Consider the following 26,187-nt stretch of genomic DNA (forward strand, 5'->3'; position numbering starts at 1 on the left):
CAATCAGTTGACGGCTTCAGTTGATGCGGAATTTTACAAGACGTTGCGTCGCTGTAATCGGGCGCTTAGGTCGTTACCCCTCTCTCTTCTTTCGCCTGTCGCCAGCCTCCCAACCAGTTAGCTCGAGCATCTAACGATTGATAAGGACAATATTCCTTTGATCTCCCTGCAATACCTGCTTGATACCCCCTTGATTGAGCACGTTCCAAACGATCTCTTTTCTGTCTTTTCATGCCTCATTTCCCTCATTATTGTTTTGCTGGAAAGAAAACAGTGGCGGTCGGATCTGAACCAAAAACTTGGCATCGACTACGTCAGCGCCACCTTTAACCAATAGCTCGAAATGGCGTTAATAGCAATCAGCAATCCTGTTCTGGATATCATATTTGTGATCTCTACCGACAAAAATACATTTAGAGACAAATCAAGCGCGACAGCTATAAAAGAGAGAAAACAATAGGATAACTGGATTGTCTCAGCATGGCTGTGAACTGGACGCTTCGGTTGTAGAGCTACGGATTGCCGAGACCTACCGTGTGAACCTCCCCGGTAACGGGGAGGGGGGCGAGAGTGCCGATAGCGTGGAAGCAGAATGGATTAACACCAGACAGCTTGACCCGTTAAGAACTCAGCTTGTGCTATTTTTCAGCGTCTCAAGCTCTTCCCAACGAGTCAATGCTGTTTCAAAAGCCTGCTCAGTACTGGCTAATTCGGTGAGGATCTGTTGTGTTTCATGGTGTGGACGGCTGAAGAAACTGCTATCACTGACCTGCTGCTGTAAACGCGCAATCTCAGCTTCAAGCTGTTCAAGCTGCTCAGGTAACTGCTCTAGCTCACGTTGTAGCCGATAACTCAACTTGTTTACTTTTTTATCAGCCGTTTCAGCCTTTTTCACCCGTTCCTCTTTTTTCTCTGCCACGGGTTTCGAGGTGGTGTTTGCCTGTCGTAGCGGTTTTGCTGTTGCGCGCTGTTGGTGGGCATCGGTGTAACCACCGATATAGCTATTGATCACCCCTTCACCTTCAAAGATCCAGCATTCGGTGACTGAGTTATCAACAAATTGTCGATCATGGCTAACCAAGAGTACGGTGCCTTGATAAGCCTCAATCAGCTCTTCCAGTAACTCGAGGGTTTCAACATCCAAATCATTAGTGGGTTCATCGAGGATCAGTAGATTACTGGGTTTGAGGAACAGTTTTGCTAACAGTAGCCGGTTACGTTCTCCGCCTGACAGTGCTTTAACCGGAGTCATCGCCCGTTTTGGGTGAAAGAGAAAATCTTGCAGATAGCCGAGAACATGGCGAGAACGGCCATTCACCACCACTTCCTGTTTCCCCGCAGCGAGGTTGTCCATCACCGTCCGTTCTGGATCGAGTTCAGCACGATGCTGATCGAAATAGGCAACCTCAAGTTTGGTGCCGCAGTGAACACGCCCGCTACTCGCTTCTAGTTCACCAAGCATCAGTTTCAGTAGTGTGGTTTTGCCACAGCCATTCGGTCCGATTAACGCAATTTTGTCACCTCGCTGGACTTGAGCACTAAAATTGCGCACCAGTAGCTTGTCATTGATCTGGTAATTTAGCGCTTCCATTTCAAAGACAATTTTGCCGGAACGGCTGGCCTCTTCAACCTGCATTTTGGCACTGCCACTCACTTCACGCCGCTGCTGGCGCTCCATGCGCAGTGCCTTCAGAGCGCGGACACGTCCTTCATTACGGGTACGGCGTGCTTTGATCCCTTGGCGGATCCAGACCTCTTCTTGTGCCAGCTTACGGTCAAATTCGGCATTCTGTAGCTCTTCGACCCGCAATGCTTCTTCTTTACCTTTCAAGTAGAGATCATAATTTCCAGGCCATGAAACCAGTTTGCCACGATCAAGATCGACAATACGTGTCGCCATGTTGCGGATGAAAGAACGATCATGAGAGATGAAAACAATACTGCCCTGAAAGGTCTGTAGAAAAGTTTCCAGCCAATCGATGGTTTCAATATCTAGGTGGTTGGTCGGTTCATCAAGCAGTAGCACGCGTGGAGCACTCACCAGCGCACGCCCTAATGCCGCTTTGCGTAGCCAGCCACCGGAGAGTGATGAGAGCGCGGCATCGCCATCAAGCCCCAGTTGTAGCAATACGTCATTGATGCGCTGATCGAGTTGCCACAATCCCTGATGATCAAGGATCGCCATAATTTCTGCCAGACGCGCCAAACTCTTTTCATCTGGCTGCTGTGCCAGTTGATGAGAAAGGCTGTGATAGCTTTTTAACAACTCGGCTTGTTCGGCAACGCCCTCTGCAACAAAATCGAATACTGAGCCGCCAATATTACGTGGTGGATCTTGCTGTAGACGGGAAACAATCAGATCTTGTTCATAAATCAAACGTCCATCATCAAGCGGGATCTCCTTTGCCAGTATTTTCAGCAAGGTTGATTTGCCTGCACCATTGCGCCCAACCAGACAGACACGTTCATTTTCTTCAATGTGCAGTTCGCTGTTATCTAATAACGGTGCATCGCTAAATGACAGCCATGCGCCAGAGATGCTGATCAATGACATAGTGATTATTTTCCCTCGCTGAGGTGGGTCACTAACCAACAGTTGTGGATCTGTCGGTTACGTGCAAAGTCCAGAGATTGTGTCTGTGCGGTGATCTCTCTTGCTGCCAACCCGAGAGCCTGTATGCCCGGTTGGTCGATTTGGAACCCGCGCTTGTTATTAGAAAACATAATAGTGCCGTGAGGACGCAATAGCCGTTTTAGTGCTTTCATCAACATTAAATGATCACGTTGTACATCAAACGTGGTTGTCATGCGTTTTGAGTTAGAGAAGGTTGGTGGATCGATAAAAATCAGATCAAACTGCTCATCAGCCATCGCTAACCAAGATAAGCAGTCTGCCTGGATCAGTCGGTGTGCTCTACCGGTAAGTCCGTTCACACGCAAATTTTTCTCTGCCCACTCAAGGTAGGTACGTGACATATCGACGGTGGTGGTAGAGCGGGCCCCCCCCAGTCCGGCATGAACGGTTGCGGTGCCAGTGTAGGCAAATAAGTTAAGGAAATCTTTGCCATGACTCATTTCACCTAGCATACGGCGTGCAATACGGTGATCGAGGAACAGACCGGTATCGAGATAGTCGGTCAGGTTGACCCACAATTTGGCATTGAACTCCTCAACCAGTAAAAATTCTCCTTTTTGCGCTAATTTTTCATACTGGCTACTGCCTTTTTGCCGCTCACGAGTTTTGAGCACTAATTGGTTAGCCGGTATAGCCAATACGCTCAAGGTCGTGTTGATGATATCAAACAGTCGCTGACGTGCTTTCTGGGCATCAATGGTTTTGGGTGCAGCATACTCCTGCACCACAACTTTACTTCCATAACGATCAACCGCGACATTGTAGTCAGGTAAATCAGCATCGTAGATTCGATAACATTCGATGCCCTGTTGTTTTGCCCATTTTTCTATTTTTTTCAGATTTTTGCGTAAACGATTGGCAAAATCTTCTGCGATGCCGCTCTGTGTCGTGTTCTGCTCTCCAGCAGCCAACTGATAATTTTTTTGTACACACTCCAGTGGGCCATTTTTGGCTTTAAACTGGCGCTCAGCACGCAACTGCAAGCAGCTCAGTAATTCGGGCGAGGCACTAAACAGCGATAACTGCCAGCCACCAAAGGCACTTTTCATGATGCGGCCGAGGATGTTGTGCAATGCAACCAGTGCCGGTTCACTCTCCAGGCGTTCGCCATAAGGCGGGTTGCTGATGACGGTGCCAACTGGCCCTTGAGGGAGCGGGTTAGTCAGTTTACTGACATCACTGACGGTGAAGTCGATCAGCTCAGCAACACCAGCGCGGCGCGCATTGGCGCGGGCGATGTCGATCACTCTTCGATCGCTGTCGGATCCAAAAAAGCGTGAGTGGGTTTGCTGTACACCCTGTCGAGCGCGCAATTGTGCTTCAGCGAGTGTTTGTTGCCATAAAGCGGCATCGTGACCATTCCAGGCGGTGAAACCCCAATGTTGTCGATGTAGACCGGGTGCACAGTCAGCCGCCATCATCGCCGCTTCAATCAATAAAGTGCCTGAACCACACATCGGATCTAGCAGAGGTGTTCCTGGTTGCCAGCCAGAACGTAGCACAATCGCTGCGGCGAGATTCTCTTTTAGTGGTGCCTGCCCGGTTTGTTCACGATAACCACGCTGATGTAACCCTTCACCGCTCAGATCAAGTGCGACACTGGCGATATCACGTTGTAAAAACAGATTCACACGAATATCCGGTTGCTGCTTTGCTACTGAAGGGCGTTGATCCAGTTTGCGGCTAAAACTGTCAACAATCGCATCTTTCACCCTTAATGCACCATATTGACTGTTGCGGATCTCTTGATTAACACCGCTAAAATGGACGGCAAATGTTTTGTCGACTCCGAACAGTGCAGGCCAGTCGATCGCTTGCACCCCCAGGTAGAGATCAAGATCGCTATGTACCCGGAACTCATTCAACGGCAATAGGATGCGCGAAGCTAACCGGCTCCATAATAAGCACTGGTAAAGCTGATGCTGATTGGCATCAAAATGTACGCCTCCCTGTACCACTTTGCAGGCTGAAACACCTAGCCGCTCCAGCTCACTTTTTAACAGTTCTTCCAGTCCGCGCGCCGTGCTGGCAAATAGAGTCTTCATAGGGGGATCGCCAAAAATAAAATTGTGGCGCATTATAGCGGATCGCCGTCGGTTGTCATAAGTTCACGTGTGGTTGGCTAAGGAATGGAAGTCGTGGCTAACTGGATCTGGGCATTTTCCTCTGCGCCTGACTGCCACTCATGGTGCCGGCGAGCGGTGCCATGAGTGATCAATCAACACCCGATCAATGTGTGAATGGTGGCAAACAGAGCTGCATTCACACAGCCTGATCATAGCAGTGGCTGGAGAAGAGCGCTGGTGGCAATGGTTGCAGGCGATCGTGCATCACTTTGATCGCGTCTCCTAGTGCCAGGCTACGGTTCGATAGCATCAGTGTGCTTTGTGCCAATACACACAAGCTGGCGTTACTACCCACTTCAACCACCAGCAGTAGTGCATTGTCGCTTTCCAGTACTTTTACCAGTACCAATTCGCCTTGTGCCGGTTGATGGGGGTGCGTTTGTTGAGCGAAATACCAGCTTTTCGGCATCTGTGGTTTGAGAAAACGTGCCGCGACTAAAGCGTTTAATATCAGCTCGGCGCGCAGTTGCTCATCCAGGGCCAGTAATTTACAGTGCTCTTCATAGGCAAAATAGCGTGCAGCATCTTCTACGCTGAACGCTGATTCGGTTAAGGCGTCTGGTGTGAGTATTTTGGCTGAAAAACGCGAACGAAATAGCACTCCATTGGCGAGATCGAGCATAAGACGATCATATTGCTGATCAAAATACCAGCGCCAGTTGTCACCCGGTTTTATTTTCATCACACTTTCCCCTTAACCACGTCAATGTGGATGTTATCTTGGTTTTTAGTTGTCCATTTTTAACTATAGGTCATTTCCAACCACTCTTTCCCTGCGACTGGCACCGTGATAGTTCATGCTGCATGGTATCAGTTGAGTCCAGTTACGCGTTTGTTGTTGAGTCTCGTTGCTGGCTGGCGGCGGCGAGTCGAGTATAAATCTGCTTTCGTTTGCCTGTTGGCTAGAGACAACCCACCTTACCTAACGGCAATTCGCTGCTAATAACAGATGTTGTCGATAAAAATTACTGTCAATCACAGTGACGGTTAACCAGTAAGCTGAGCCTGCCACGATGAAACTGCAGATATAACGGTTGGGATAGTGGTCAGGACAGCAGAATATAGATGAACTTACGGCAGAAATAAACTCCCTGCCGCAACTGGATTGCAATCAGATGTTATTGACGATACGTTTGATCAATGTTGGACCGTGGAAAATAAAGCCAGAATAAATTTGCACCAGCGTTGCACCGGCAGCTATTTTTTCACGCGCAGCAGTGAGTGAGTCGATTCCACCGACGCCAATGATCGGTAACCGGCCACTTAGCTCTTGCGATAAACGACGGATCACTTCGGTGCTGCGTAGTTGTAGTGGGCGTCCACTCAGCCCACCGCTCTGCTGGCAGTAGTTCAAGCCTTGAACTAGGCTACGATCAAGCGTGGTGTTGGTGGCGATAACACCATCAATCCGGTGACGAAGCAAACTGTCGGCGACCTGAACTAACTCTTGCTCTGATAAATCTGGGGCGATCTTGACGGCGATCGGGACATATTTCTGGTATTGCTGTTGCAGTTCCGCCTGTCTATTTTTTATCGCAGTGAGGAGATCATCCAGTGCTTCACCATACTGTAGCGAGCGGAGACCGGGCGTATTGGGTGATGAGATATTTACCGCAATGTAACCGGCATAGGGATAAACTTTCTCCATACAGGTGAGGTAATCCTCTTTACCTTGCTCGACTGGCGTGTCTTTATTTTTGCCAATGTTGATCCCGAGAATGCCACCAAAGCGTGATTTTTTAACGTTCTCAACCAGATTATCGACACCACGGTTATTAAAACCCATGCGGTTAATTATGCCTTCAGCCTCAATAATACGGAATAGGCGCGGTTTTTCGTTGCCGGATTGTGGGCGTGGAGTGACGGTGCCCACCTCAATAAAGCCAAAGCCCATCGCGCCGAGTGCATCAATACATTCGCCATCTTTGTCCAGGCCAGCGGCTAAGCCAAGCGGATTTTTAAATGACAGCCCCATGCAACTGACGGGTTTGTTCGGTAGTGATTGCCGGATCAGGAACTCCAGCGGCGTGCCGCTGATACGACGCAGTTGGCTGAAAGTCAACTCATGAGCTCGCTCAGGATCAAACTGAAACAATACTTTCCTAATCAATGGGTAGAACATCTCTTCTCCTCATGTTTGGGCGGTTGCAAACTGCGCTAACATTTTTCGCTGTGTAAGATGATAGAGCGCTTCAACCAGGACAGCAAACGCCGCCCTGGTTCTGATCAGGCTGCTAACGCCTTGCTGATCTTCTCGTACAGATCACCAGAGAGTTGCTCCAACTGTGTTAACTGCTGTAGGGCATCGCGCATCAGCCGTTGATGAGGCTGATCATAACGTTTCCAGCGAATAAGCGGTTCAATCAACCGGGCAGCGACTTGGGGATTACGTTGGTTAAGATCACTCAGGATCTCAACCAAGAAGTGGTAACCACTGCCATCATTAGCATGAAATGCCGCAGGGTTATGGCTGCAAAATGCGCCAACCAATGCGCGGATGCGGTTCGGGTTGGCCAGGCTAAATGAGCGGTGCTGTAATAATGCGCGTACATTTTCTAACACATTCGATTGTGGACTGGTGGCCTGCAGGGTAAACCATTTGTCCATCACCAGACCATCTTGATGCCAACGCTGGTCGAAGTTAGCCATCAGTGCATCTCGACAGGGAAGTTGTGCCGCGACCGCAGCGGCTAATGCTGCTAACGCATCTGTCATGTTATCGGCCTGCTGATATTGCAACGTCACTAATTGTTCGGCTTGTGTGGCCTCAGCAAATGCCAAGTAATGCAGGCAGGTATTGCGTAGCGCACGCTTGGCGATGTCATGGTGGTTAACGTGATAATGCTCAAGTTTGTTGGCTTGATAGACCGCTAACAGATCTGCACTCATCGCTTGTGCCAATCGGCGCGTGAACATTTGACAAACAGCAGCAATAGCGGCGGGATCAATGGTAGTAAACAGCTCAGCGATCTCATTTTCTGTCGGCAGCGTCAGGATCTGGGCGGCGAGTGCAGGATCGAGAGTGTGATCCAGTAGCACAGTGCGGAAGGCATCGATCACCGGCTGTGGTAGTGACAGCGGTTGTTGCTGTTGGTAGCGGCTGACATTCTGCTTGAGGTAGATTGCAAGCAGGCTTTGTGCCGCATCCCAGCGTGAGAATTGATTACGCGCATGTTGCATCAAAAAGGTGAGTTGCTGATCACTGTAGGGATAATCCAGCTTGACCGGGGCAGAAAACTCGCGCAGTAGCGAAGGCACTGGTCGCTCCGGTACAGCATCAAATACAAAACTCTGCTCTGCTGCGGTCACATTCAGTATGTTGCTTTGTGTGATGCCTTGCCGTTGCAGTCCGATAACATTGCCTTTGCTATCATAGAGTTCAATATCGAAAGGGATGTGCAGTGGTAATTTTTCTGTTTGCTCTGCCGTTGGTGTGGTGCTTTGGCTGATGTGCAGGCGGTATTGCTGTTGTTGTGCGTCGTATTCATCACGAACCGTTAATAACGGTGTGCCAGATTGACTGTACCAGCGGCGGAACAGTGATAAATCAATAGCTGAAGCATCTTCCATGGCTTGAACAAAGTCGTCACAGGTGGCAGCACTGCCATCATGACGGGTAAAGTAGAGTCGCATTCCGGCCTGAAACTGCTGCTCGCCGAGCAAGGTGTGCAACATGCGGATCACTTCTGAGCCTTTTTCATACACGGTCAAAGTATAGAAGTTATTCATCTCAATGACTTTATCTGGGCGGATAGCGTGAGCCATTGGGCTGGCATCTTCGGCGAATTGTGCGCCGCGCATCACGCGCACATTGTCGATACGGTTCACTGAGCGTGAACCTAGGTCGGAGCTGAACTCCTGATCACGGAAGACGGTTAACCCCTCTTTCAGACTCAGTTGAAACCAGTCACGACAGGTGACGCGGTTACCGGTCCAGTTATGAAAATACTCATGGCCAATTACTGCTTCGATATTGAGGTAATCTTTGTCGGTGGCAGTTTCCGCTTTTGCCAGCACAAATTTGGAGTTAAAAACATTTAACCCTTTGTTTTCCATTGCTCCCATGTTGAAGAAATCAACCGCGACAATCATGTAAATATCCAGATCATACTCTAGACCGAAACGCTGCTCGTCCCATTGCATCGCACGCTTTAGTGACAGCATTGCCCAGTCAGCACGATCCAGATTACCGCGATCAACGAACAGCTCCAGTGCAACCTGACGGCCAGAACGTGTGGTAAAGGTATCGCACAGGCGATCAAAATCACCGGCAACCAGCGCAAACAGGTAACAGGGTTTGGGGAACGGGTCTTGCCACTGAACCCAATGGCGGCCATCATCCCACTCCCCAGTATCGATTCGGTTACCGTTAGAGAGCAGGAATGGATAACGTGCCTTATCGGCAATGATGCGAGTGGTAAAACGTGCGAGAACGTCAGGGCGATCCAGATAGTAGGTGATGTGGCGAAAACCTTCTGCTTCGCACTGTGTGCATAGCGCTTCACCAGAGAGATATAGCCCTTCGAGCGCACTGTTTTTTGCTGGGTGAATATCGTTGACGATAGTCAGCGTAAATTGATCAGGCAGTTGCTCAAGAATTAACTGGTTATCCTGCTGCTGGTATGCGGTCCACACTTTGCCATCGATTTGAATGGCGATCAGTGTTAACGCTTCACCATCCAGCCGTAAAACGCATGGCTGTTTGGCCAACCGCTTGATTTGGCTAACAGCCGTTACGCGGGTGCGTTCGGCCTCTAATTCGAAGGTCAAATCAATGTCGGTAATGGTATAGTCTGGAGCGCGGTAATCGTGGCGATATTTTGCTTGTGGTTGCCTGTTCATTATAATCCTTAACTTTCAATAAAATAGATTTTATTTCTGCCATTGCTGGATGGAGCGCACTGGCGCTAAACCTTGTTGCTTGCGGGTGTTCACGCTGTTGTCAAACAACCAGGTTGGGGGATCGCCAAATAGTGCTATTGTTCTGCCGCCAAATTACTTTAAGATAGCCGCCGACGGCAACACCTGCGTCGTTTGACAACAGAGTTTGATGTACAACAAAAACATCACCTATCTTCAACCTATCACCAACATTTATGACAAGAAGAGAGTTTAATAACAAAATAATCAAGGTATACTCCCTTACTTGCTCGATGATCTGGATTTGGACTGGCTCCTAACGAGGATGCTATAACGCGCCATGACACAATATGCTGCTCCGATTTTAACCTCACTGCTTGATACCGATGCCTATAAACTGCATATGCAGCAAGCCGTGTTCCATCGCTATCCCACGGTGACAGTGACGGCGGAGTTTCGCTGCCGTAGCGCTGAATTGTTGGGTCAGTACGCCGATGAGATCAACGCGCAGGTAGCAATGATGGCATCGTTAGCATTGAGTGATAGCGAATATCACTATCTTGCAAGCCTGCCCTTTTTTCAGCAGGACTATCTCAACTGGTTGCGCCAGTTTCGCTATAATCCACGACAGGTTGTAGTGAGCAATCAACTAGGCCAACTGCAAATTCGCATCTCTGGTTTATGGTGTGAAGTGATCATGTGGGAAGTGCCATTACTGGCGCTGATCAGTGAGATTGTCCATCGCCACCGTTCGCCAGCGATCACTCCACTGATGGCTTGCACGCAGTTGCAGCAGAAACTGGACCGGTTCGCGCAACAGAGCGGCACGCTGGATGTTTCACGTTTCAAACTGGCTGATTTTGGCACACGTCGCCGTTTCTCCTACCCAGTACAACAGGCGATTGTCAGCAAGTTGAAAAGCGATTTTCCTTACCTGGCAGGCAGCAGTAACTATCATTTGGCGCATCAGTTGGCACTGACGCCAGTGGGCACTCAGGCACACGAGTGGTTCCAAGCGCATCAGCAAATTAGCCCTGAATTGGCAAATAGCCAGCGAGCTGCGTTACGCGCCTGGTTGGATGAGTATCCGAACCAGTTGGGTATTGCGTTGACGGACTGTATCGCAATGGATGCATTTCTGCGTGATTTCGGTCGGCAATTTGCCGAACAGTATCAGGGCTTGCGCCATGACTCGGGTGACCCTTTTGTCTGGGGAGAAAAAGCCATCGCTCATTATCAACAACTGGGCATTGACCCATTGAGTAAGACGCTGGTGTTTTCAGATAATCTCGATCTGGAAAAGGCGCTACGGCTATATCAGCATTTCGATCAACGCATCAATTTGGTATTTGGTATCGGAACACAGCTCACCTGCGATATTCCTAGTGTTACGCCGTTGAATATTGTTATTAAGCTGGTTGAGTGCAATGGTAAGCCGGTAGCCAAACTTTCTGATAGCCCGGGTAAAACCATCTGCCAGGATCAGGCATTTGTTACTGCATTGCGTAAAGCATTTGCACTGCCTCTGGTAAGAAAAGCCAGTTGACAAATGTTGTATCATTGCAATGATTTATTGGCGCAGTCTCAGGTGTTGTCATGGCTGAGCATGAGGCGCTGTGATGTCTAGCAATAAAATAACCGTGGTGCATGAGTGATAGTGAGTCGTAGTAAATCACTCGTGTGTAGTGTTTTGGTTAATTCCCCATGACGCAACCAGAACTGCAGTATGATTATTTCCAAATCCAAACTGACTTATATAGTGAGAAATTTATGAGCATAGTGCCTGTGATAGTGCCTGTGGTTGACGTACAGCAAGGGCGCGCGGCGGTGGGCAGTGAAGTCACCATTCGCGGTTGGGTTCGTACCCGAAGAGATTCTAAAGCGGGGATCTCGTTCCTCGCCGTTTATGACGGTTCCTGCTTTAATCCATTACAGGCCGTTATCAACCATACGCTGCCCAATTATCAGGATGAGGTGCTGCGTTTAACGACCGGCTGCTCAGTGGAAGTGAGCGGTATTGTTGTCGCCTCATTGGGGGAGGGACAGAGTTTTGAATTACAGGCTAGCGCAGTCAAAGTGGTCGGTTGGGTAGATGATCCCGATACCTATCCTATGGCGGCGAAGCGGCACAGTATCGAGTATCTGCGAGAGGTGGCTCATTTGCGCCCACGTACTAACTTGATTGGTGCTGTGGCGCGGGTGCGTCATACCCTGGCACAGGCGATCCACCGCTTTTTTGATCAAAACGGTTACTTCTGGGTTTCAACGCCGCTGATCACCGCCTCAGATACTGAGGGTGCGGGTGAAATGTTCCGGGTCTCAACGCTGGATTTACAGAACTTGCCACGCACTGAGCAGGGTGAGGTTGATTTTAGCCAGGATTTCTTCGGCAAAGAGGCATTTTTGACGGTTTCAGGGCAACTGAACGGTGAAACTTATGCCTGTGCGTTATCAAAAATCTACACCTTCGGCCCGACCTTCCGGGCAGAAAACTCGAATACTAGCCGTCATCTGGCCGAGTTTTGGATGATTGAGCCTGAAGTGGCATTCGCAACCCTGGCTGATATCGCCAAATTGGCAGAGCAGATGCTGAAATATGTTTTCCAAGCAGTGCTGGATGAACGTGCGGACGATTTGCAATTTTTTGCCGAGCGTGTGGATAGCGATGCGATTGAACGTTTGAAACGTTTTGTCTGCTCTGATTTTGCGCAAGTGGATTACAGCGAGGCGATCGAAATTCTTACTTCTTGTGGTCAAAGTTTTGAGAACCCGGTTTCTTGGGGGATAGATCTCTCTTCGGAGCATGAACGTTATTTGGCAGAGAAGCATTTCAAAGCACCAGTGGTAGTAAAAAATTATCCGAAAGACATTAAAGCGTTCTACATGCGTATGAACGAAGATGGTAAGACAGTTGCGGCGATGGACGTATTAGCCCCCGGTATTGGTGAAATTATTGGTGGCTCTCAACGTGAAGAGCGGCTGGATATACTGGATCAACGTTTGGCTGAAATGGGGCTTAATAAAGAGGATTACTGGTGGTATCGCGATCTGCGTCGTTACGGTACCGTACCTCATGCCGGTTTTGGGCTTGGTTTTGAACGTCTGATCGCCTATGTCACTGGTGTACAAAATGTTCGTGATGTGATCCCATTCCCTAGAACGCCGCGTAACGCGAGTTTTTAAGCCGCCGGTTGTGCTGGTTGCTAGCTCATCATGATTGTACTGTCAAAGGCCAGCAACAGTTGGCCTTTCGCGTTTTTAATTATTGACCTGCATCACCTTACTGAGTTAACATTCATAGCCTGTTACACTGAGTTTCCCAGTGAAACTTTGTTGCTACGATAGTAGCAGTTTCACTCTAGATAAAGCTGCGCGTGGATGAAACACTGCGTGCGGAATAGGAAACGGCACCAATCTATCAATAATAGTTCCGTAAAATCAGTAATTGTTTTTTGGAATTGTTTGCGGCAGTGGCACGGTGTCCGAATAACACTAATGAGGGTAATAATGATGAAGCGCAACGTTCTAGCAGTAGTAATTCCAGCTTTGTTGGCAGCTGGTGCAGCAAATGCAGCAGAAATCTACAACAAAGACGGCAACAAAGTTGATGTGTACGGTAAAGTCGTTGGCCTGCACTACTTCGTTACTAACAGTGACGGTGGTGAGGATGTTGATAAGTCCTATGCACGTCTTGGTTTCAAAGGCGAAACTCAGATCAGCGATCAATTGACCGGTTATGGTCAGTGGGAAGCTGAGTTCAAAGCGGCTACCGAAGGTGGTTCAACCGCAAACACCCGTCTGTCATTCGTTGGTTTTAAATTCGGCGATTTGGGTTCATTCGACTACGGTCGTAACGTTGGCATCGCTCAAGATGTAGCTAGCTTCACCGACGTTCTGGTTGAGTTTGGCGGCACTTATGCTGACAGCGATGTTTACATGACTAAGCGTGCTAGTGCGTTAGCAACTTACCGTAACAGCGGTTTCTTTGGTCTGGTTGATGGTCTGAACGTTGCTCTGCAATACCAAGGTAAGACTGATGGCGGTCAGGCTAATGAAGGCTACTCAGTAGCAACGACTTACGACATCATGGACACCGGTGTTGCTGTAGGTGCAAGCTACACTGCTTCTCACACCATCGATGGTGATGTGGCTCTGGGTGATAAAGCTGAAGTGTGGAACTTCGCTACCAAATATGACGCTAACAACGTTTACTTGGCTGCTATGTTCGCAGAGACTCGCAACGTTGCTGGCTGGAATAAGACTCAGAATATCGAGTTAGCAGCTCAATACCAGTTTGACTTCGGTCTGCGTCCTTCTTTGGGCTACGTTCAACAGCGTGCTAAAGAAGAGAACAAAAATTACGATCTGATCAGACACGTTGAAGTAGGTGCTTTCTACGACTTTAACAAAAATATGTCTGCTTATGTTGCTTACCAAATCAACATGTTAGACAAGAAAGATGATCCGTATGCTAAGTCTACCGACGATATCCTCGCAACTGGCCTGGTTTACCAGTTCTAAGTTGTGATCTCGTCCGGTGCAGATGGCACCGAATGCGGTTAAAAGCAGGGCTTCGGCCCTGTTTTTTTATTCTGCTTTTACCCTGTTTGGATAGTCTGTTATTCCTGCTAGTAACTCACTTTTTGCAGCCGATCCTACCTTGGTCACAAGTTCGCGAGGTTTTTCTGCTAAATGGTTGGCAAAGCGCACAACTGGCGTTAACCTGACGTTTCTGTTTGCTAACTCTAGCCATGGAAGCCTTCAATATGTTTGAAACTATCACAGCTGCACCCGCTGACCCGATCTTAGGGTTGACTGAAATTTTCCGTGCTGACACCCGCCCAAACAAAATTAACTTGGGCATTGGTGTTTACAAAGATGAAACCGGTAAAACGCCGGTGCTGACCAGTGTAAAAAAAGCTGAGCAGTATCTGCTAGAAAATGAGACCACCAAAAACTATCTCGGTATTGAGGGCATTGCTGAGTTTGCTAGCTGCACTCAGGCGCTGCTGTTTGGAAAACAGAATGCCATCATCACCGACAAACGCGCGCGTACCGCACAAACACCGGGCGGTACCGGTGCATTGCGTGTCGCTGCTGATTTTATTGCCAATCAAACCGCAGCCAAGCGGATTTGGATCAGCAATCCGAGTTGGCCTAATCATAAAAATGTATTTGCTGCAGTAGGATTACAGGTATTGGAATATCAATACTATGATGCAGCCAATCATGCGCTCGATTTTAATGGCTTGGTCGCTAGCCTGAAACAGGCACAAGCTGGTGATGTGGTGCTGTTTCATGGTTGCTGCCATAACCCAACAGGGATTGATCCGACACCTGAGCAGTGGGCGGAGCTGGCAGCGCTTTCGGTTGCCAATGGCTGGCTGCCGCTATTCGATTTTGCTTACCAAGGGTTTGCTAAGGGGCTTGAGGAAGATGCACAAGGCTTGCGTATTTTCGCAGCTCGCCATCGCGAGCTGATTGTAGCTAGCTCCTACTCAAAAAATTTCGGACTTTACAATGAGCGCGTTGGTGCTTGTACCGTGGTGGCTGCGGATGCCGAAACAGCGGATCGTGCCTTTAGCCAAGTTAAAGCGGCGATCCGCGCCAACTACTCCAACCCACCGGCTCATGGTGCTGCGGTAGTTGCTACTATTCTTGGCAATGACGCATTGCGCGCCATCTGGGAGCAGGAGTTGACTGATATGCGTCAGCGTATCCAGCGTATGCGCCAGTTGTTTGTCAACACGCTGGAGGAGAAAGGCGCAAAACAGGATTTCAGCTTTATCATTAATCAGAATGGCATGTTCTCATTTAGCGGCCTGAGCAAAGAGCAGGTGTTACGCCTGCGTGATGAGTTTGGTGTTTATGCGGTCAACTCTGGGCGCGTTAATGTTGCCGGGATGACGCTAGACAACATGGCACCGTTGTGTGAAGCGATTGTCGCGGTGCTGTAGATTTTACATGTCAGTTATTGCATGACTGTTCTCGTTTCCAAGGGCGCATTAGCGCCCTTGTCTGATCACTGCTTCTCTCTATTTTCTCGATAAATAGCATCGCTACTCCATATTTCCTTCATTTTTGCGCCATGCTTGCTAGTTAAACTAGTATCCTATAACGAGGTAAAACGAAAAGTGGCCGTAGCCAGCCGAGAGAACATCCAACGTCATGAATGCAAAATCCAAATACCTACTGTTTCGCCTACTGCTCGCGATAGGCGTGATGATTGCCGCTGTGCTGATTTGGCGCCATTTCACGCCAGCCTCTTCTGCGACAACTGCGGCTAAGCCTGCTGCTACGACCACTCGCCCTGCTGGTCGCCGTAATGCACCGATGCCTCCGGTACAAGTTGCCACGGCAACAGCACAAAACGTGCCGCGTTATCTTTCTGGTTTAGGCACTGCGGTTGCCGCGAATACCGTGACGGTGACCAGTCGGGTTGCCGGTCAACTGGTTGCGGTGCATTTTGCTGAGGGACAGCAGGTAAAAGCGGGTGATCTGCTGTTTGAGATTGATGCACGGCCATTTGAGATCCAGCAGGCGCAAGCATTAGGGCAGTTAGCAAAAGATCAGGCTGCGCTGGCCAATGCTAAACAGGACTTACTTCGTTATCAGCAGCTTATCAAAAATAACATGGTGTCGCGTCAGGATATGGATGCCCAACAGGCGTTGGTTCGTCAGTTGGAGGGGGCGATTATGGTGGATCAGGCTGCAGTGGATAATGCCAGACTACAACTTACCTATAGTCGTATCACTGCGCCAATTGATGGTCGTGTCGGCCTGAGAATGGTCGATGTCGGCAATTACATCGTTGCGGGTGGCAGTGCGATGGTGATGTTGACTCAAACTCAGCCCATGGAAGTGCTGTTCTCGCTGCCCGAAACGCATATCGCTGATCTGGTGCGCGCGCAGAAGGCCGGTGCAGTGCAGGTAGAAGTGTGGGATCGCAGCAATCAGCAGCGGTTAACTACTGGCACACTGCTCAGCCTCGACAATCTGATTGATCCCACTACCGGCACCATCCGCCTCAAAGCACGCTTTGATAATCAGGATGATCAGCTATTCCCGAACCAGTTTGTGAATGCGCGCTTACAGGTTGAGACATTACAGGATGCCGTGGTGATCCCGATTGCTGGCTTACAAATGGGCAGTGATGGGCATTTTGTCTGGTTACTGGATGCGGATAACAAGGTGAGCCGACATCTGGTGCAAGCAGGGTTGCAAGATAGCCAGCGAGTGGTGATTACTCGTGGTGTCAAGGTGGGTGATCGGGTGGTAACGGATGGTATTGATCGTCTGACGGAAGGAATGCAAGTTGAAGTGGTTAGCGCACAGCCACGTGCGGGATTACCTGCCGCGAAGCGCCGCGACAGTGCGCAGGGGAAATCCTGATGTCGTCACTTGAGCCAAAACAGGCAGGAGGGCCTTCCCGTCTGTTTATTCTGCGCCCGGTTGCCACCACGCTGTTTATGGTGGCGATCCTGCTGGCTGGGATTATCGGTTACCGCTCACTGCCAGTATCCGCATTACCTGAAGTTGACTATCCCACCATTCAGGTGGTGACCCTCTACCCTGGAGCCAGCCCAGATGTGGTGACATCGGCGATCACTGCGCCGCTTGCCCGGCAGTTTGGCCGGATGTCGGGGCTAAAACAGATGGCATCACAAAGCTCCGGCGGTGCCTCGGTGATCACACTGCAATTTCAGTTGGTGCTGCCGCTCGACATTGCCGAACAGGAGGTACAGGCAGCCATTAACGCAGCAACCAACCTGCTACCGAATGATCTGCCTTACCCACCGATTTACAGCAAGGTTAACCCAGCGGATCCGCCAATTATGACTCTGGCAGTCACCTCGAGTGCGCTCCCGATGACCCAGGTTGCAGATATGGTGGAGACACGTGTAGCACAAAAGATTTCTCAGGTTAATGGTGTCGGCCTGGTCACTATTGCCGGTGGTCAGCGCCCAGCAGTGCGCGTCAAACTCAACCCGACGGCGGTCGCTGCCTATGGTCTTAACAGTGAGAACATTCGCTCGATCATCAGTGCTGCCAATGTTAACTCGGCTAAAGGCAGTCTTGATGGTCCAACTCGTTCAGTGACACTTTCAGCTAACGATCAGATGAAGAGTGCTGACGATTATCGCCAACTGATCATCGCCTATAAAAATGGCGCCGCGATTCGGCTACAGGATATTGCCACAGTTGAACAAGGTGCTGAGAACAACTACCTTGCCGCATGGGCGAATCAACAACCGGCGATTGTGTTAAACGTCCAGCGTCAGCCGGGGGCGAATGTGATCACCACCACCGATAACATTCGCCAAATGTTGCCGGAGTTGATCACCAGCTTACCTAAATCGGTCGATGTAACGGTATTGACTGATCGTACCACCACCATCCGTGCGTCAGTCAGTGATGTTCAGGCGGAACTACTACTGGCGATCGCCCTGGTGATTATGGTGATCTACATCTTTCTGCGTAACGTCCCAGCGACGATTATCCCCAGTGTGGCAGTGCCCCTCTCGCTGATTGGCACCTTCGCAGTCATGTACTTGCTGGATTTTTCCGTTAACAATCTCACCTTAATGGCACTGACGATTGCCACCGGCTTTGTGGTCGATGATGCCATTGTGGTGATCGAAAATATTTCACGTTACATCGAAAAAGGCGAGAGCCCTCTGCAAGCAACGCTAAAAGGCGCCGGTGAAATCGGTTTTACCATTATCTCGCTCACTTTCTCGCTGGTTGCAGTGTTAATTCCGCTGCTGTTTATGGGCGATATTGTTGGGCGGCTGTTCCGGGAATTTGCCGTCACACTGGCGGTAGCGATCCTGATTTCGGCAGTGGTCTCACTGACTCTGACCCCGATGATGTGCGCACGTATGCTCAATCACGAGTCACTGCGCAAGCAGAACCGTTTTTCGCGTGCCAGTGAGCGTTTTTTTGAGCGAGTGATCGCGCATTATGCGCTCTGGCTAAAGCGAGTATTGAATCATCCTTGGCTCACACTGAGTGTGGCAATTGGCACACTGCTATTAACCGCGCTGCTTTATCTGGCTATTCCTAAAGGGTTTTTCCCGTTGCAGGATAACGATATTATCCAAGGCAGCCTAGAAGCACCGCAGAGCGTCTCATTTAGCAATATGGTTGAGCGCCAGCAGCAGGTTGCCAGTGAGATACTGAAAGATCCGGCGGTTGCTAGCTTAACCTCATTTGTGGGCATTGATGGCAGTAATGCGACGCTAAACAGTGGCCGGTTACAGATCAACCTGAAGCCACTCAGTCAACGCAGTGATCGCATTCCGGCGATCATTGCACGGTTGCAACAGCAAGTGGCACAACTGCCGGGAGTGAAACTCTATCTGCAACCGGTACAAGATCTGACAATCGATACCCAGGTCAGCCGCACGCAGTATCAATTTACGCTGCAAGCGATGTCACTGGAGGAGTTGGGCGACTGGGTGCCGAAATTATTGGCACAACTACAGCAATTGCCACAACTGGCTGAAGTGACCAGTGATTGGCAGGATCAGGGCTTGATTGCTTACGTCAATGTCAATCGCGACGCGGCAGCACGACAAGGCATTAGCATGAGTGACATTAACAGTGCGCTATACAACGCCTTTGGTCAGCGTTTGATCTCCACCATCTATACCCAGGCTAACCAGTATCGGGTCGTGTTGGAGCATGATGTCAGCACCACACCCGGTCTATCGGCGCTGGATAATATTCGTCTACGTAGCGCCAGTGGTGCGATTGTGCCACTGAGCAGCATTGCCAGCATCGAACAGCGCTTAGGGGTACTGTCAATCAATCACCTGAACCAGTTCCCGTCGGCTACAGTGTCATTTAACGTACCGGATAACTACTCATTAGGTGAGGCGGTCGCAGCGATCACCGAGGCTGAAAAAGCGCTCAATATGCCGAAGGAGATCAGCACCCAATTTCAGGGGGCTACCTTGGCATTTAACGCTGCGCTGGGTAATACCCTTTGGCTGATCTTGGCTGCGGTTGTCGCGATGTATATTGTGCTGGGCATATTGTATGAGAGTTTTATTCACCCGGTGACCATCCTCTCTACTTTGCCGACAGCAGGAGTGGGCGCATTGCTGGCGTTGATGATCTCTGGGCATGAACTGGATGTGATTGCCATCATCGGCATTATTCTGCTAATTGGTATCGTTAAAAAGAATGCCATTATGATGATTGACTTTGCACTGGCAGCCGAACGTGAGCAGGGCATGTCACCCTATGAAGCGATCTATCAGGCTTGTCTGCTGCGCTTTCGCCCGATCTTGATGACGACACTTGCCGCGCTACTTGGCGCACTGCCATTGATGCTCAGTACCGGTGTCGGTGCAGAGCTACGGCGACCGTTGGGTGTTTGTATGGTCGGCGGATTGATCATGAGCCAAATCCTGACGCTGTTTACCACTCCGGTTATCTACCTGCTATTTGATAAACTGGCGCGGAATCTGCGCCGTCGAGCCGCGACGCAGGAGCCGGTGTGAAATTTTTTGCTCTGTTTATCTACCGCCCGGTAGCCACCACGCTGTTGACCTTGGCGATCACGCTGGCGGGGGTGATTGGCTTCAACCTGCTGCCCGTTTCGCCACTACCACAAATTGATTTGCCAGTGATCACAGTCAGTGCCTCGCTGCCGGGGGCCTCGCCAGAGACAATGGCTTCCTCAGTCGCAACACCGCTTGAACGCGCACTAGGGCGTGTTTCTGGTGTTAACGAGATGACCTCCACCAGTTCACTTGGCAGCAGCAGAATTGTGTTGCAGTTCGATCTTGATCGCGACATCAACAGCGCCGCCCGTGACGTACAAGCGGCAATTAATGCCGCACAGAGTCTGCTGCCAACCGGAATGCCCAATCGGCCGACTTATCGCAAAGTGAACCCTGCGGATGCACCGATCATGATCCTGACGCTCACTTCCGATACTTATAGCCAGGGTGAACTGTATGATTTTGCCTCTACGCAACTGGCACAACGCATTGCACAAACTGAAGGGGTTGGTGATGTTTCGGTTGGAGGTAGCTCGTTACCGGCAGTTCGGGTCGAGTTGAACCCCAGTGCGCTATTCAACCAAGGTATTTCACTGGATACCGTCCGTCAGACCATTGCCAGTGCTAACTTGCGTCGACCACAAGGTGCAGTGGCTGATCAGCATCAGCGCTGGCAGATCCAGGCAAATGATGAGTTAAAGCGTGCGGCAGATTACTTGCCACTGGTGATCCGTTATAGCAGCAACGGTGCTGCGGTGCGTTTAAGTGATGTCGCTAACGTGGTTGATTCGGTGCAGGATGTACGCAACGCGGGGATGACCAATGCGAAACCGGCGATTATCCTCACCATTAGCCGCTCACCAGAAGCCAACATTATCGAAACGGTAGACCGTATCCGTGCGGAAATCCCAGCCTGGCGTGCCAATATCCCCTCCAGCATTGAGCTGAATATTGCCCAAGATCGCTCACCGACCATCCGCGCTTCACTGGCCGAGGTCGAGCAGTCGCTGATGATTGCGATTGCACTGGTGATCTTGGTGGTGTTTATTTTTCTGCGTTCAGGACGAGCGACGCTGATCCCGGCGGTTGCGGTTCCTGTCTCGCTGATTGGCACATTCGCTGCCATGTATTTGTGTGGTTTTAGTCTGAACAACCTTTCGCTAATGGCGTTGACTATCGCCACCGGTTTTGTTGTTGATGATGCGATCGTGGTACTGGAAAATATCTCACGCCATATTGAAGCCGGCATCAAACCGTTCAAAGCGGCACTGAAAGGGGTAGGTGAAGTCGGTTTCACGGTGCTTTCGATGAGCATCTCACTGGTCGCGGTATTTATTCCGCTACTATTTATGGGTGGGTTACCGGGGCGGCTGTTTCGTGAATTTGCCGTCACACTCTCAGTTTCTATTGCCATTTCGCTGTTTATCTCCCTCACCTTGACGCCGATGATGTGTGCTTACCTGCTACGCTGGCAACCGGCGCGTAAACAGCGCCGCGCACGTGGCTTTGGGCGTGTGCTGATCGGACTACAACGCAGCTATGGCCGCTCGCTCAACTGGGTACTTGGCCACTCGCGTTGGATATTACTGCTGTTTTTAGCCACCATTGCGCTTAATATCTGGCTCTATGTCAGTATCCCAAAGACCTTTTTTCCGGAACAGGACACCGGACGTTTGATGGGCTTTATTCGTGCTGATCAAAGCATCTCTTTCCGGGCTATGCGTGGCAAGCTGCAAGACTTTATGAAGATTGTGCGTGATGATAAAGATGTCGACAACGTGACCGGTTTTACCGGTGGTTCGCGCACCAATAGCGGTTCGATGTTTATCTCATTGAAGCCATTATCAGAGCGTAAAGACAGTGCGCAACAGGTGATCGCCCGGCTACGTGGCAAACTGGCTAAAGAACCGGGCGCAACACTGTTTCTGGTTGCGGTGCAGGATATTCGCACCGGGGGCAGGCAGGCGAATGCCAGCTATCAATATACGTTACTGGCGGATGATCTCAGTGTGTTGCGCGAGTGGGAACCGCGTATTCGCACCGCATTAGCGGCACTGCCGGAGCTGGCGGATGTCAACTCTGATCAGCAGGATAAAGGTTCAGAGCTGGATCTGACCTACGATCGGGAAACAATGGCGCGGCTTGGCATTTCGGTCAATGAGGCTAATAGCTTGCTGAATAATGCGTTTGGTCAACGGCAAGTTTCCACCATCTACCAGCCACTCAATCAGTATAAAGTGGTGATGGAAGTGGCACCGCCTTACACGCAAGATGTCAGTTCACTGGAGAAAATGTTTGTCATTAACCGTGATGGTGAGGCGATCCCGCTCTCCTACTTTGCCCAGTGGCGGCCGGCAAATGCACCGCTCTCGGTAAACCATCAAGGGCTGTCGGCAGCGTCAACCATTGCCTTCAACCTGCCTGATGGCGGCAGTTTATCAGCGGCAACCGCAGCGATTGAACGCGCGATGACACAGTTGGGCGTCCCGTCAACACTGCGTGGCAGCTTTGCTGGTACCGCACAACTGTTTCAGCAGTCACTCTCGTCACAACTGCTGTTGATTGCAGCGGCGATCGCCACTGTTTACATTGTGTTGGGTATGCTGTACGAAAGCTACATCCACCCATTGACTATTCTATCGACACTGCCATCCGCTGGAGTTGGGGCACTGTTAGCACTGAATATGTTCTCGGCACCGTTCAGCCTGATTGCATTGATTGGCATCATGTTGTTAATTGGTATCGTGAAGAAAAACGCCATTATGATGGTTGATTTTGCCTTGGCGGCACAGCGCAACGGTGGTATCAGTGCGCGCGAGGCGATCTTTCAGGCGAGCCTGCTGCGCTTCCGCCCGATTATCATGACCACACTGGCGGCGCTATTTGGCGCGCTGCCACTGGTGATAACCAGCGGTGATGGTGCCGAGTTACGGCAACCACTCGGGATCACCATTGCCGGTGGCCTGATGATGAGCCAACTGTTGACGCTCTACACCACGCCGGTGATCTACTTATATTTTGATCGCTTGCAGATGAAACTGCGTGGTGGAAAAAAGTTAACGCCACTGTTGCAGTAGATGGCACGCTTGCTGCGTTGAGTAGGTCGATTGCCAACGGCTACCATCAGCACCGCCTTGTTGCACTGCTGTTTTGCTGCTCAGCCGTAGACTGAGTGAAAAGGCAGTGCCAGATGATAACGAGCTGACAAGATGAACAAGTATCCGACTACCGCTGAGCACTCAAGCTCGGTGAAATGGCAATTATGGATCGTTGCCTTCGGTTTTTTTATGCAGACACTGGATACCACCATTGTGAACACGGCACTGCCAGCGATGGCCGCCAGCTTAGGTGAACACCCATTGCGTATGCAGTCTGTGGTTGTCTCCTATCTGCTCACCGTTGCAGTGATGCTGCCAGCCAGTGGCTGGTTAGCTGATCGGCTGGGTGTTAAACGGGTGCTACTCAGTGCGATCGTGTTATTTAGCTTGGGATCGCTATTCTGTGCGCGCGCCAACTCGTTGGATGAGTTGATCGCTTTTCGCGTCCTACAAGGTGTTGGTGGTGCGATGATGGTGCCGGTTGGGCGGCTGACTGTGATGAAGATTGTGCCGCGCGAGCAGTATATGGCAGCGATGACCTTTGTTACCCTGCCTGGTCAGATTGGCCCATTGATCGGCCCGGCGCTGGGGGGCTTACTGGTGCAATATGCCAGTTGGCACTGGATCTTCCTGATCAATATTCCGGTCGGTGTAGTTGGTGCACTGGCCACTGCGTTGCTGATGCCTAACTACCGTTTGAAAACAGCGCGTTTTGATCTGGTTGGCTTTGTGCTGCTGGTGATCACCATGTCAACGTTAACACTGGCACTGCAACGGGAACGGGCACTTGAGTTTCTGCCTGCCAGCGTGCTGTTACTACTTGGCTGCCTAGCACTGCTGGGCTATTACCTCTATGCGCGCAATAACAGTCGCGCGTTATTCTCATTACGGCTATTTAACACCGCCAGTTACCGTATCGGCATTATCAGTGGCCTGTTCGGGCGCATTGGCAGTGCAATGTTGCCGTTTATGACGCCACTTTTTTTACAGGTCGGTTTAGGATTTTCCCCTTTTCAAGCAGGTTTGATGATGATGCCGATGATCCTCGGCAGTATGGCAATCAAACGTCTGGTGTTACCAGTGGTGAATCGATGGGGGTATCGTCGAACACTGGTGGGGGCTACTCTGTTACTGGCTTTCACCACACTGCTATTTCTCGTGGTCGCGCTGCTCGATTGGCTCTACTTGCTACCGCTGGTGCTGCTACTGCTCGGTGCAGTAAATTCGGTACGCTTCTCAGCAATGAACAGTGTGACGCTGAAAGATCTGCCAGATCGCCTGGCCAGCAGTGGTAATGGCTTGTTGTCGATGGTGATGCAGATCTCGATGAGCTTAGGCGTCAGTCTGGCGGGGATGCTGATTGGCAGTTTTGCTCATCATCAAGTGGTTGCTAATACGCCAGAGACACATGACGCCTTTATCTACAGTTATGCCTGCATGGTATTGATTATTGCGCTGCCGGCACTGATGTTTGCCCGTTTACCGGCCAGCAGCAGTCAGGAGAAGCCTCTGGGTCAGCAACCCGGACAAGCCAAGCAGTAACGCCAATCACCAAATTATTCAATCAAGTATCAGGCAGGTAGCGATGAAAATAGGTATCACCGGCAAGTTGTTTATGGCGATCTTTGCTACCTGCATGTTGGTATTGATCATTATGCATTGGGGAGTACGCAGCAGTTTTGAACGCGGCTTTATTGACTATATCAAGCACAGCAATGAACAACGCCTGAACATGCTCAGTGACGCTTTGGAAGCGCAGTATCAGCAGCACGGCAGTTGGGCATTTCTGCATAATAACCAGCAGGTGGTGTATCAAATTCTGCGCGCTTTCGAACAGAACAGCGATAATCCGCCCCCCAGAGGTTGGCGCACTCAGTTCTGGGTAGTGGATAGCAACAACCAGCGTTTGGTGGGGCACCCTGGCGTGATACCGAGTGGCAATATTCGACATGCCATTCGCTACAATCAGCAAATTGTGGGTTGGGTCGTGGCCACGCCTGCGGAGAGGTTGACGCGGGATGCCGATATTAACTTTGCACACCAGCAGCGCCAGACCAGTTGGCTGATCATTGGCCTCTCCACGCTACTGGCAGCGGCAGTGACCTGGCTCATGTCACGTGGCTTACTGGCGCCAGTAAAACGGTTAATCGCCGGTATGCATCGCTTGGCTGCTGGCGATTTTCAGGTACGGGTGGCGGCCAGTAGCCAGGATGAATTGGGGCGTTTGGCGCAAGATTTTAATTTATTAGCGATCTCACTGGAAAAAAATGAGCAGATACGACGTGTGTTGATGGCGGACATCTCGCATGAACTACGCACCCCGCTGGCTGTGCTGCGTGGTGAACTGGAGGCGTTACATGATGGCGTGCGCCAGATCACTCCCGATTCGTTGCGTTCGTTGCAGTCTGAAGTCGCGCTGTTAAGCAAACTGGTTGATGATCTGCACCAGCTTTCACTCTCCGATCTGGGGGCGTTAGCCTACCGTAAACATCCAATCGATCTGGTACCGCTGATAGAGAGCGCATTAGCGGCTTTCCGAGAGCGTTTTCATGCCAAACAACTACAACTGATTAGTCAACTCCCAGAACACCTGCCGTTATTTGGTGATGCGGAACGGTTGGCACAATTGTTCAATAATTTATTGGAAAATAGCTTACGTTACACCGATGAAGGGGGGCGTCTTGAGATTGGCATCGAGCCGTTAGCTGAGGGTATACAGCTCTATTGGCAAGACAGTGGTCCGGGTGTCAGCGATCAGCAACTGGAGCAGATTTTTCAGCGTTTTTATCGTGCGGAAGGTTCGCGTAATCGCGCTAGCGGTGGTTCGGGGCTTGGCTTAGCGATTTGCCAGAATATTGCTGAAGCGCACGGTGGTAAAATTTATGCCCAGCACTCGCCTTTAGGTGGCGTGCGCATTACAGTAGAGCTCCCTAACCCGAATGAGTAGTAAGGTA

The 26,187-nt window shown here is 50.4% G+C and carries 15 protein-coding genes; 9 read left to right on the forward strand and 6 right to left on the reverse strand.

The features are described 5' to 3' along the window. Nucleotides 1-65 precede the first annotated feature (65 nt). From rmf to pepN, 6 genes are all read right to left on the reverse strand, one after another. Nucleotides 66-233 carry a ribosome modulation factor gene (gene rmf / locus EOJ37_RS03365; RefSeq protein ID WP_127957802.1) on the reverse strand — a complete coding sequence of 56 codons (168 nt, stop codon included), beginning with the start codon at nt 231-233 and terminating at the stop codon, nt 66-68. A 395-nt stretch (nt 234-628) separates the two neighbouring features. Next, entirely contained in the window at nt 629-2,554 is a 1,926-nt protein-coding gene (locus tag EOJ37_RS03370; RefSeq protein WP_127957804.1) for an ABC transporter ATP-binding protein, read from the reverse strand. Nucleotides 2,555-2,559: 5 nt separating this feature from the next. Further along, nucleotides 2,560-4,680 (reverse strand): bifunctional 23S rRNA (guanine(2069)-N(7))-methyltransferase RlmK/23S rRNA (guanine(2445)-N(2))-methyltransferase RlmL, encoded by a 2,121-nt coding sequence (gene rlmKL, locus EOJ37_RS03375; protein WP_127957806.1) that lies wholly within the window; start codon nt 4,678-4,680, stop codon nt 2,560-2,562. Between the two features lie 217 nt (nt 4,681-4,897). Then, the gene (locus tag EOJ37_RS03380; RefSeq protein WP_127957808.1) at nt 4,898-5,443 is read right to left on the reverse strand and encodes a cell division protein ZapC; all 546 of its coding nucleotides are present in this window, start codon (nt 5,441-5,443) and stop codon (nt 4,898-4,900) included. A 429-nt stretch (nt 5,444-5,872) separates the two neighbouring features. Next, nucleotides 5,873-6,883 (reverse strand): quinone-dependent dihydroorotate dehydrogenase, encoded by a 1,011-nt coding sequence (pyrD, locus tag EOJ37_RS03385; protein WP_127957810.1) that lies wholly within the window; start codon nt 6,881-6,883, stop codon nt 5,873-5,875. Nucleotides 6,884-6,987: 104 nt separating this feature from the next. Further along, a complete protein-coding gene (gene pepN / locus EOJ37_RS03390) occupies nt 6,988-9,603 on the reverse strand; it encodes an aminopeptidase N (RefSeq protein WP_127957812.1) in 2,616 nt (871 codons plus the stop codon). A 358-nt stretch (nt 9,604-9,961) separates the two neighbouring features. Here pepN and pncB point away from each other — a divergent pair, with 358 nt between their 5' ends. The 9 genes from pncB to baeS all read left to right on the forward strand — a co-directional run bounded on the left by pncB (nt 9,962) and on the right by baeS (nt 26,180). Beyond that, complete coding sequence (gene pncB, locus EOJ37_RS03395; protein WP_127957814.1) at nt 9,962-11,167, forward strand: nicotinate phosphoribosyltransferase; 1,206 nt, start codon at nt 9,962-9,964, stop codon at nt 11,165-11,167. A gap of 224 nt (nt 11,168-11,391) precedes the next feature. Beyond that, the gene (asnS, locus tag EOJ37_RS03400; protein ID WP_127957816.1) at nt 11,392-12,804 is read left to right on the forward strand and encodes an asparagine--tRNA ligase; all 1,413 of its coding nucleotides are present in this window, start codon (nt 11,392-11,394) and stop codon (nt 12,802-12,804) included. A gap of 327 nt (nt 12,805-13,131) precedes the next feature. Next, nucleotides 13,132-14,142: a porin gene (locus EOJ37_RS03405; protein WP_127957951.1), complete on the forward strand. Its 1,011-nt coding sequence runs from the start codon at nt 13,132-13,134 to the stop codon at nt 14,140-14,142. A gap of 245 nt (nt 14,143-14,387) precedes the next feature. Then, nucleotides 14,388-15,578 carry an amino acid aminotransferase gene (locus EOJ37_RS03410; protein ID WP_127957819.1) on the forward strand — a complete coding sequence of 397 codons (1,191 nt, stop codon included), beginning with the start codon at nt 14,388-14,390 and terminating at the stop codon, nt 15,576-15,578. Nucleotides 15,579-15,789: 211 nt separating this feature from the next. Further along, on the forward strand, nt 15,790-17,013 hold the full coding sequence (locus tag EOJ37_RS03415) for an MdtA/MuxA family multidrug efflux RND transporter periplasmic adaptor subunit (protein WP_127957821.1): 1,224 nt from the start codon (nt 15,790-15,792) through the stop codon (nt 17,011-17,013). After that, the gene (locus tag EOJ37_RS03420; protein WP_127957823.1) at nt 17,013-20,132 is read left to right on the forward strand and encodes an MdtB/MuxB family multidrug efflux RND transporter permease subunit; all 3,120 of its coding nucleotides are present in this window, start codon (nt 17,013-17,015) and stop codon (nt 20,130-20,132) included. The genes EOJ37_RS03415 and EOJ37_RS03420 overlap by 1 nt, the downstream gene beginning before the upstream one ends. After that, nucleotides 20,129-23,212 (forward strand): multidrug efflux RND transporter permease subunit MdtC, encoded by a 3,084-nt coding sequence (gene mdtC, locus EOJ37_RS03425; protein ID WP_127957825.1) that lies wholly within the window; start codon nt 20,129-20,131, stop codon nt 23,210-23,212. The genes EOJ37_RS03420 and mdtC overlap by 4 nt, the downstream gene beginning before the upstream one ends. A 132-nt stretch (nt 23,213-23,344) precedes the next feature. Continuing rightward, a complete protein-coding gene (gene mdtD / locus EOJ37_RS03430; protein WP_127957827.1) occupies nt 23,345-24,775 on the forward strand; it encodes a multidrug transporter subunit MdtD in 1,431 nt (476 codons plus the stop codon). Between the two features lie 43 nt (nt 24,776-24,818). Continuing rightward, nucleotides 24,819-26,180 carry an envelope stress sensor histidine kinase BaeS gene (gene baeS / locus EOJ37_RS03435; RefSeq protein ID WP_127957829.1) on the forward strand — a complete coding sequence of 454 codons (1,362 nt, stop codon included), beginning with the start codon at nt 24,819-24,821 and terminating at the stop codon, nt 26,178-26,180. Nucleotides 26,181-26,187 lie beyond the last annotated feature (7 nt).

The organism is Serratia microhaemolytica, assembly GCF_004011885.1.
Classification (GTDB): Bacteria; Pseudomonadota; Gammaproteobacteria; order Enterobacterales; family Enterobacteriaceae; genus Serratia_G; species Serratia_G microhaemolytica.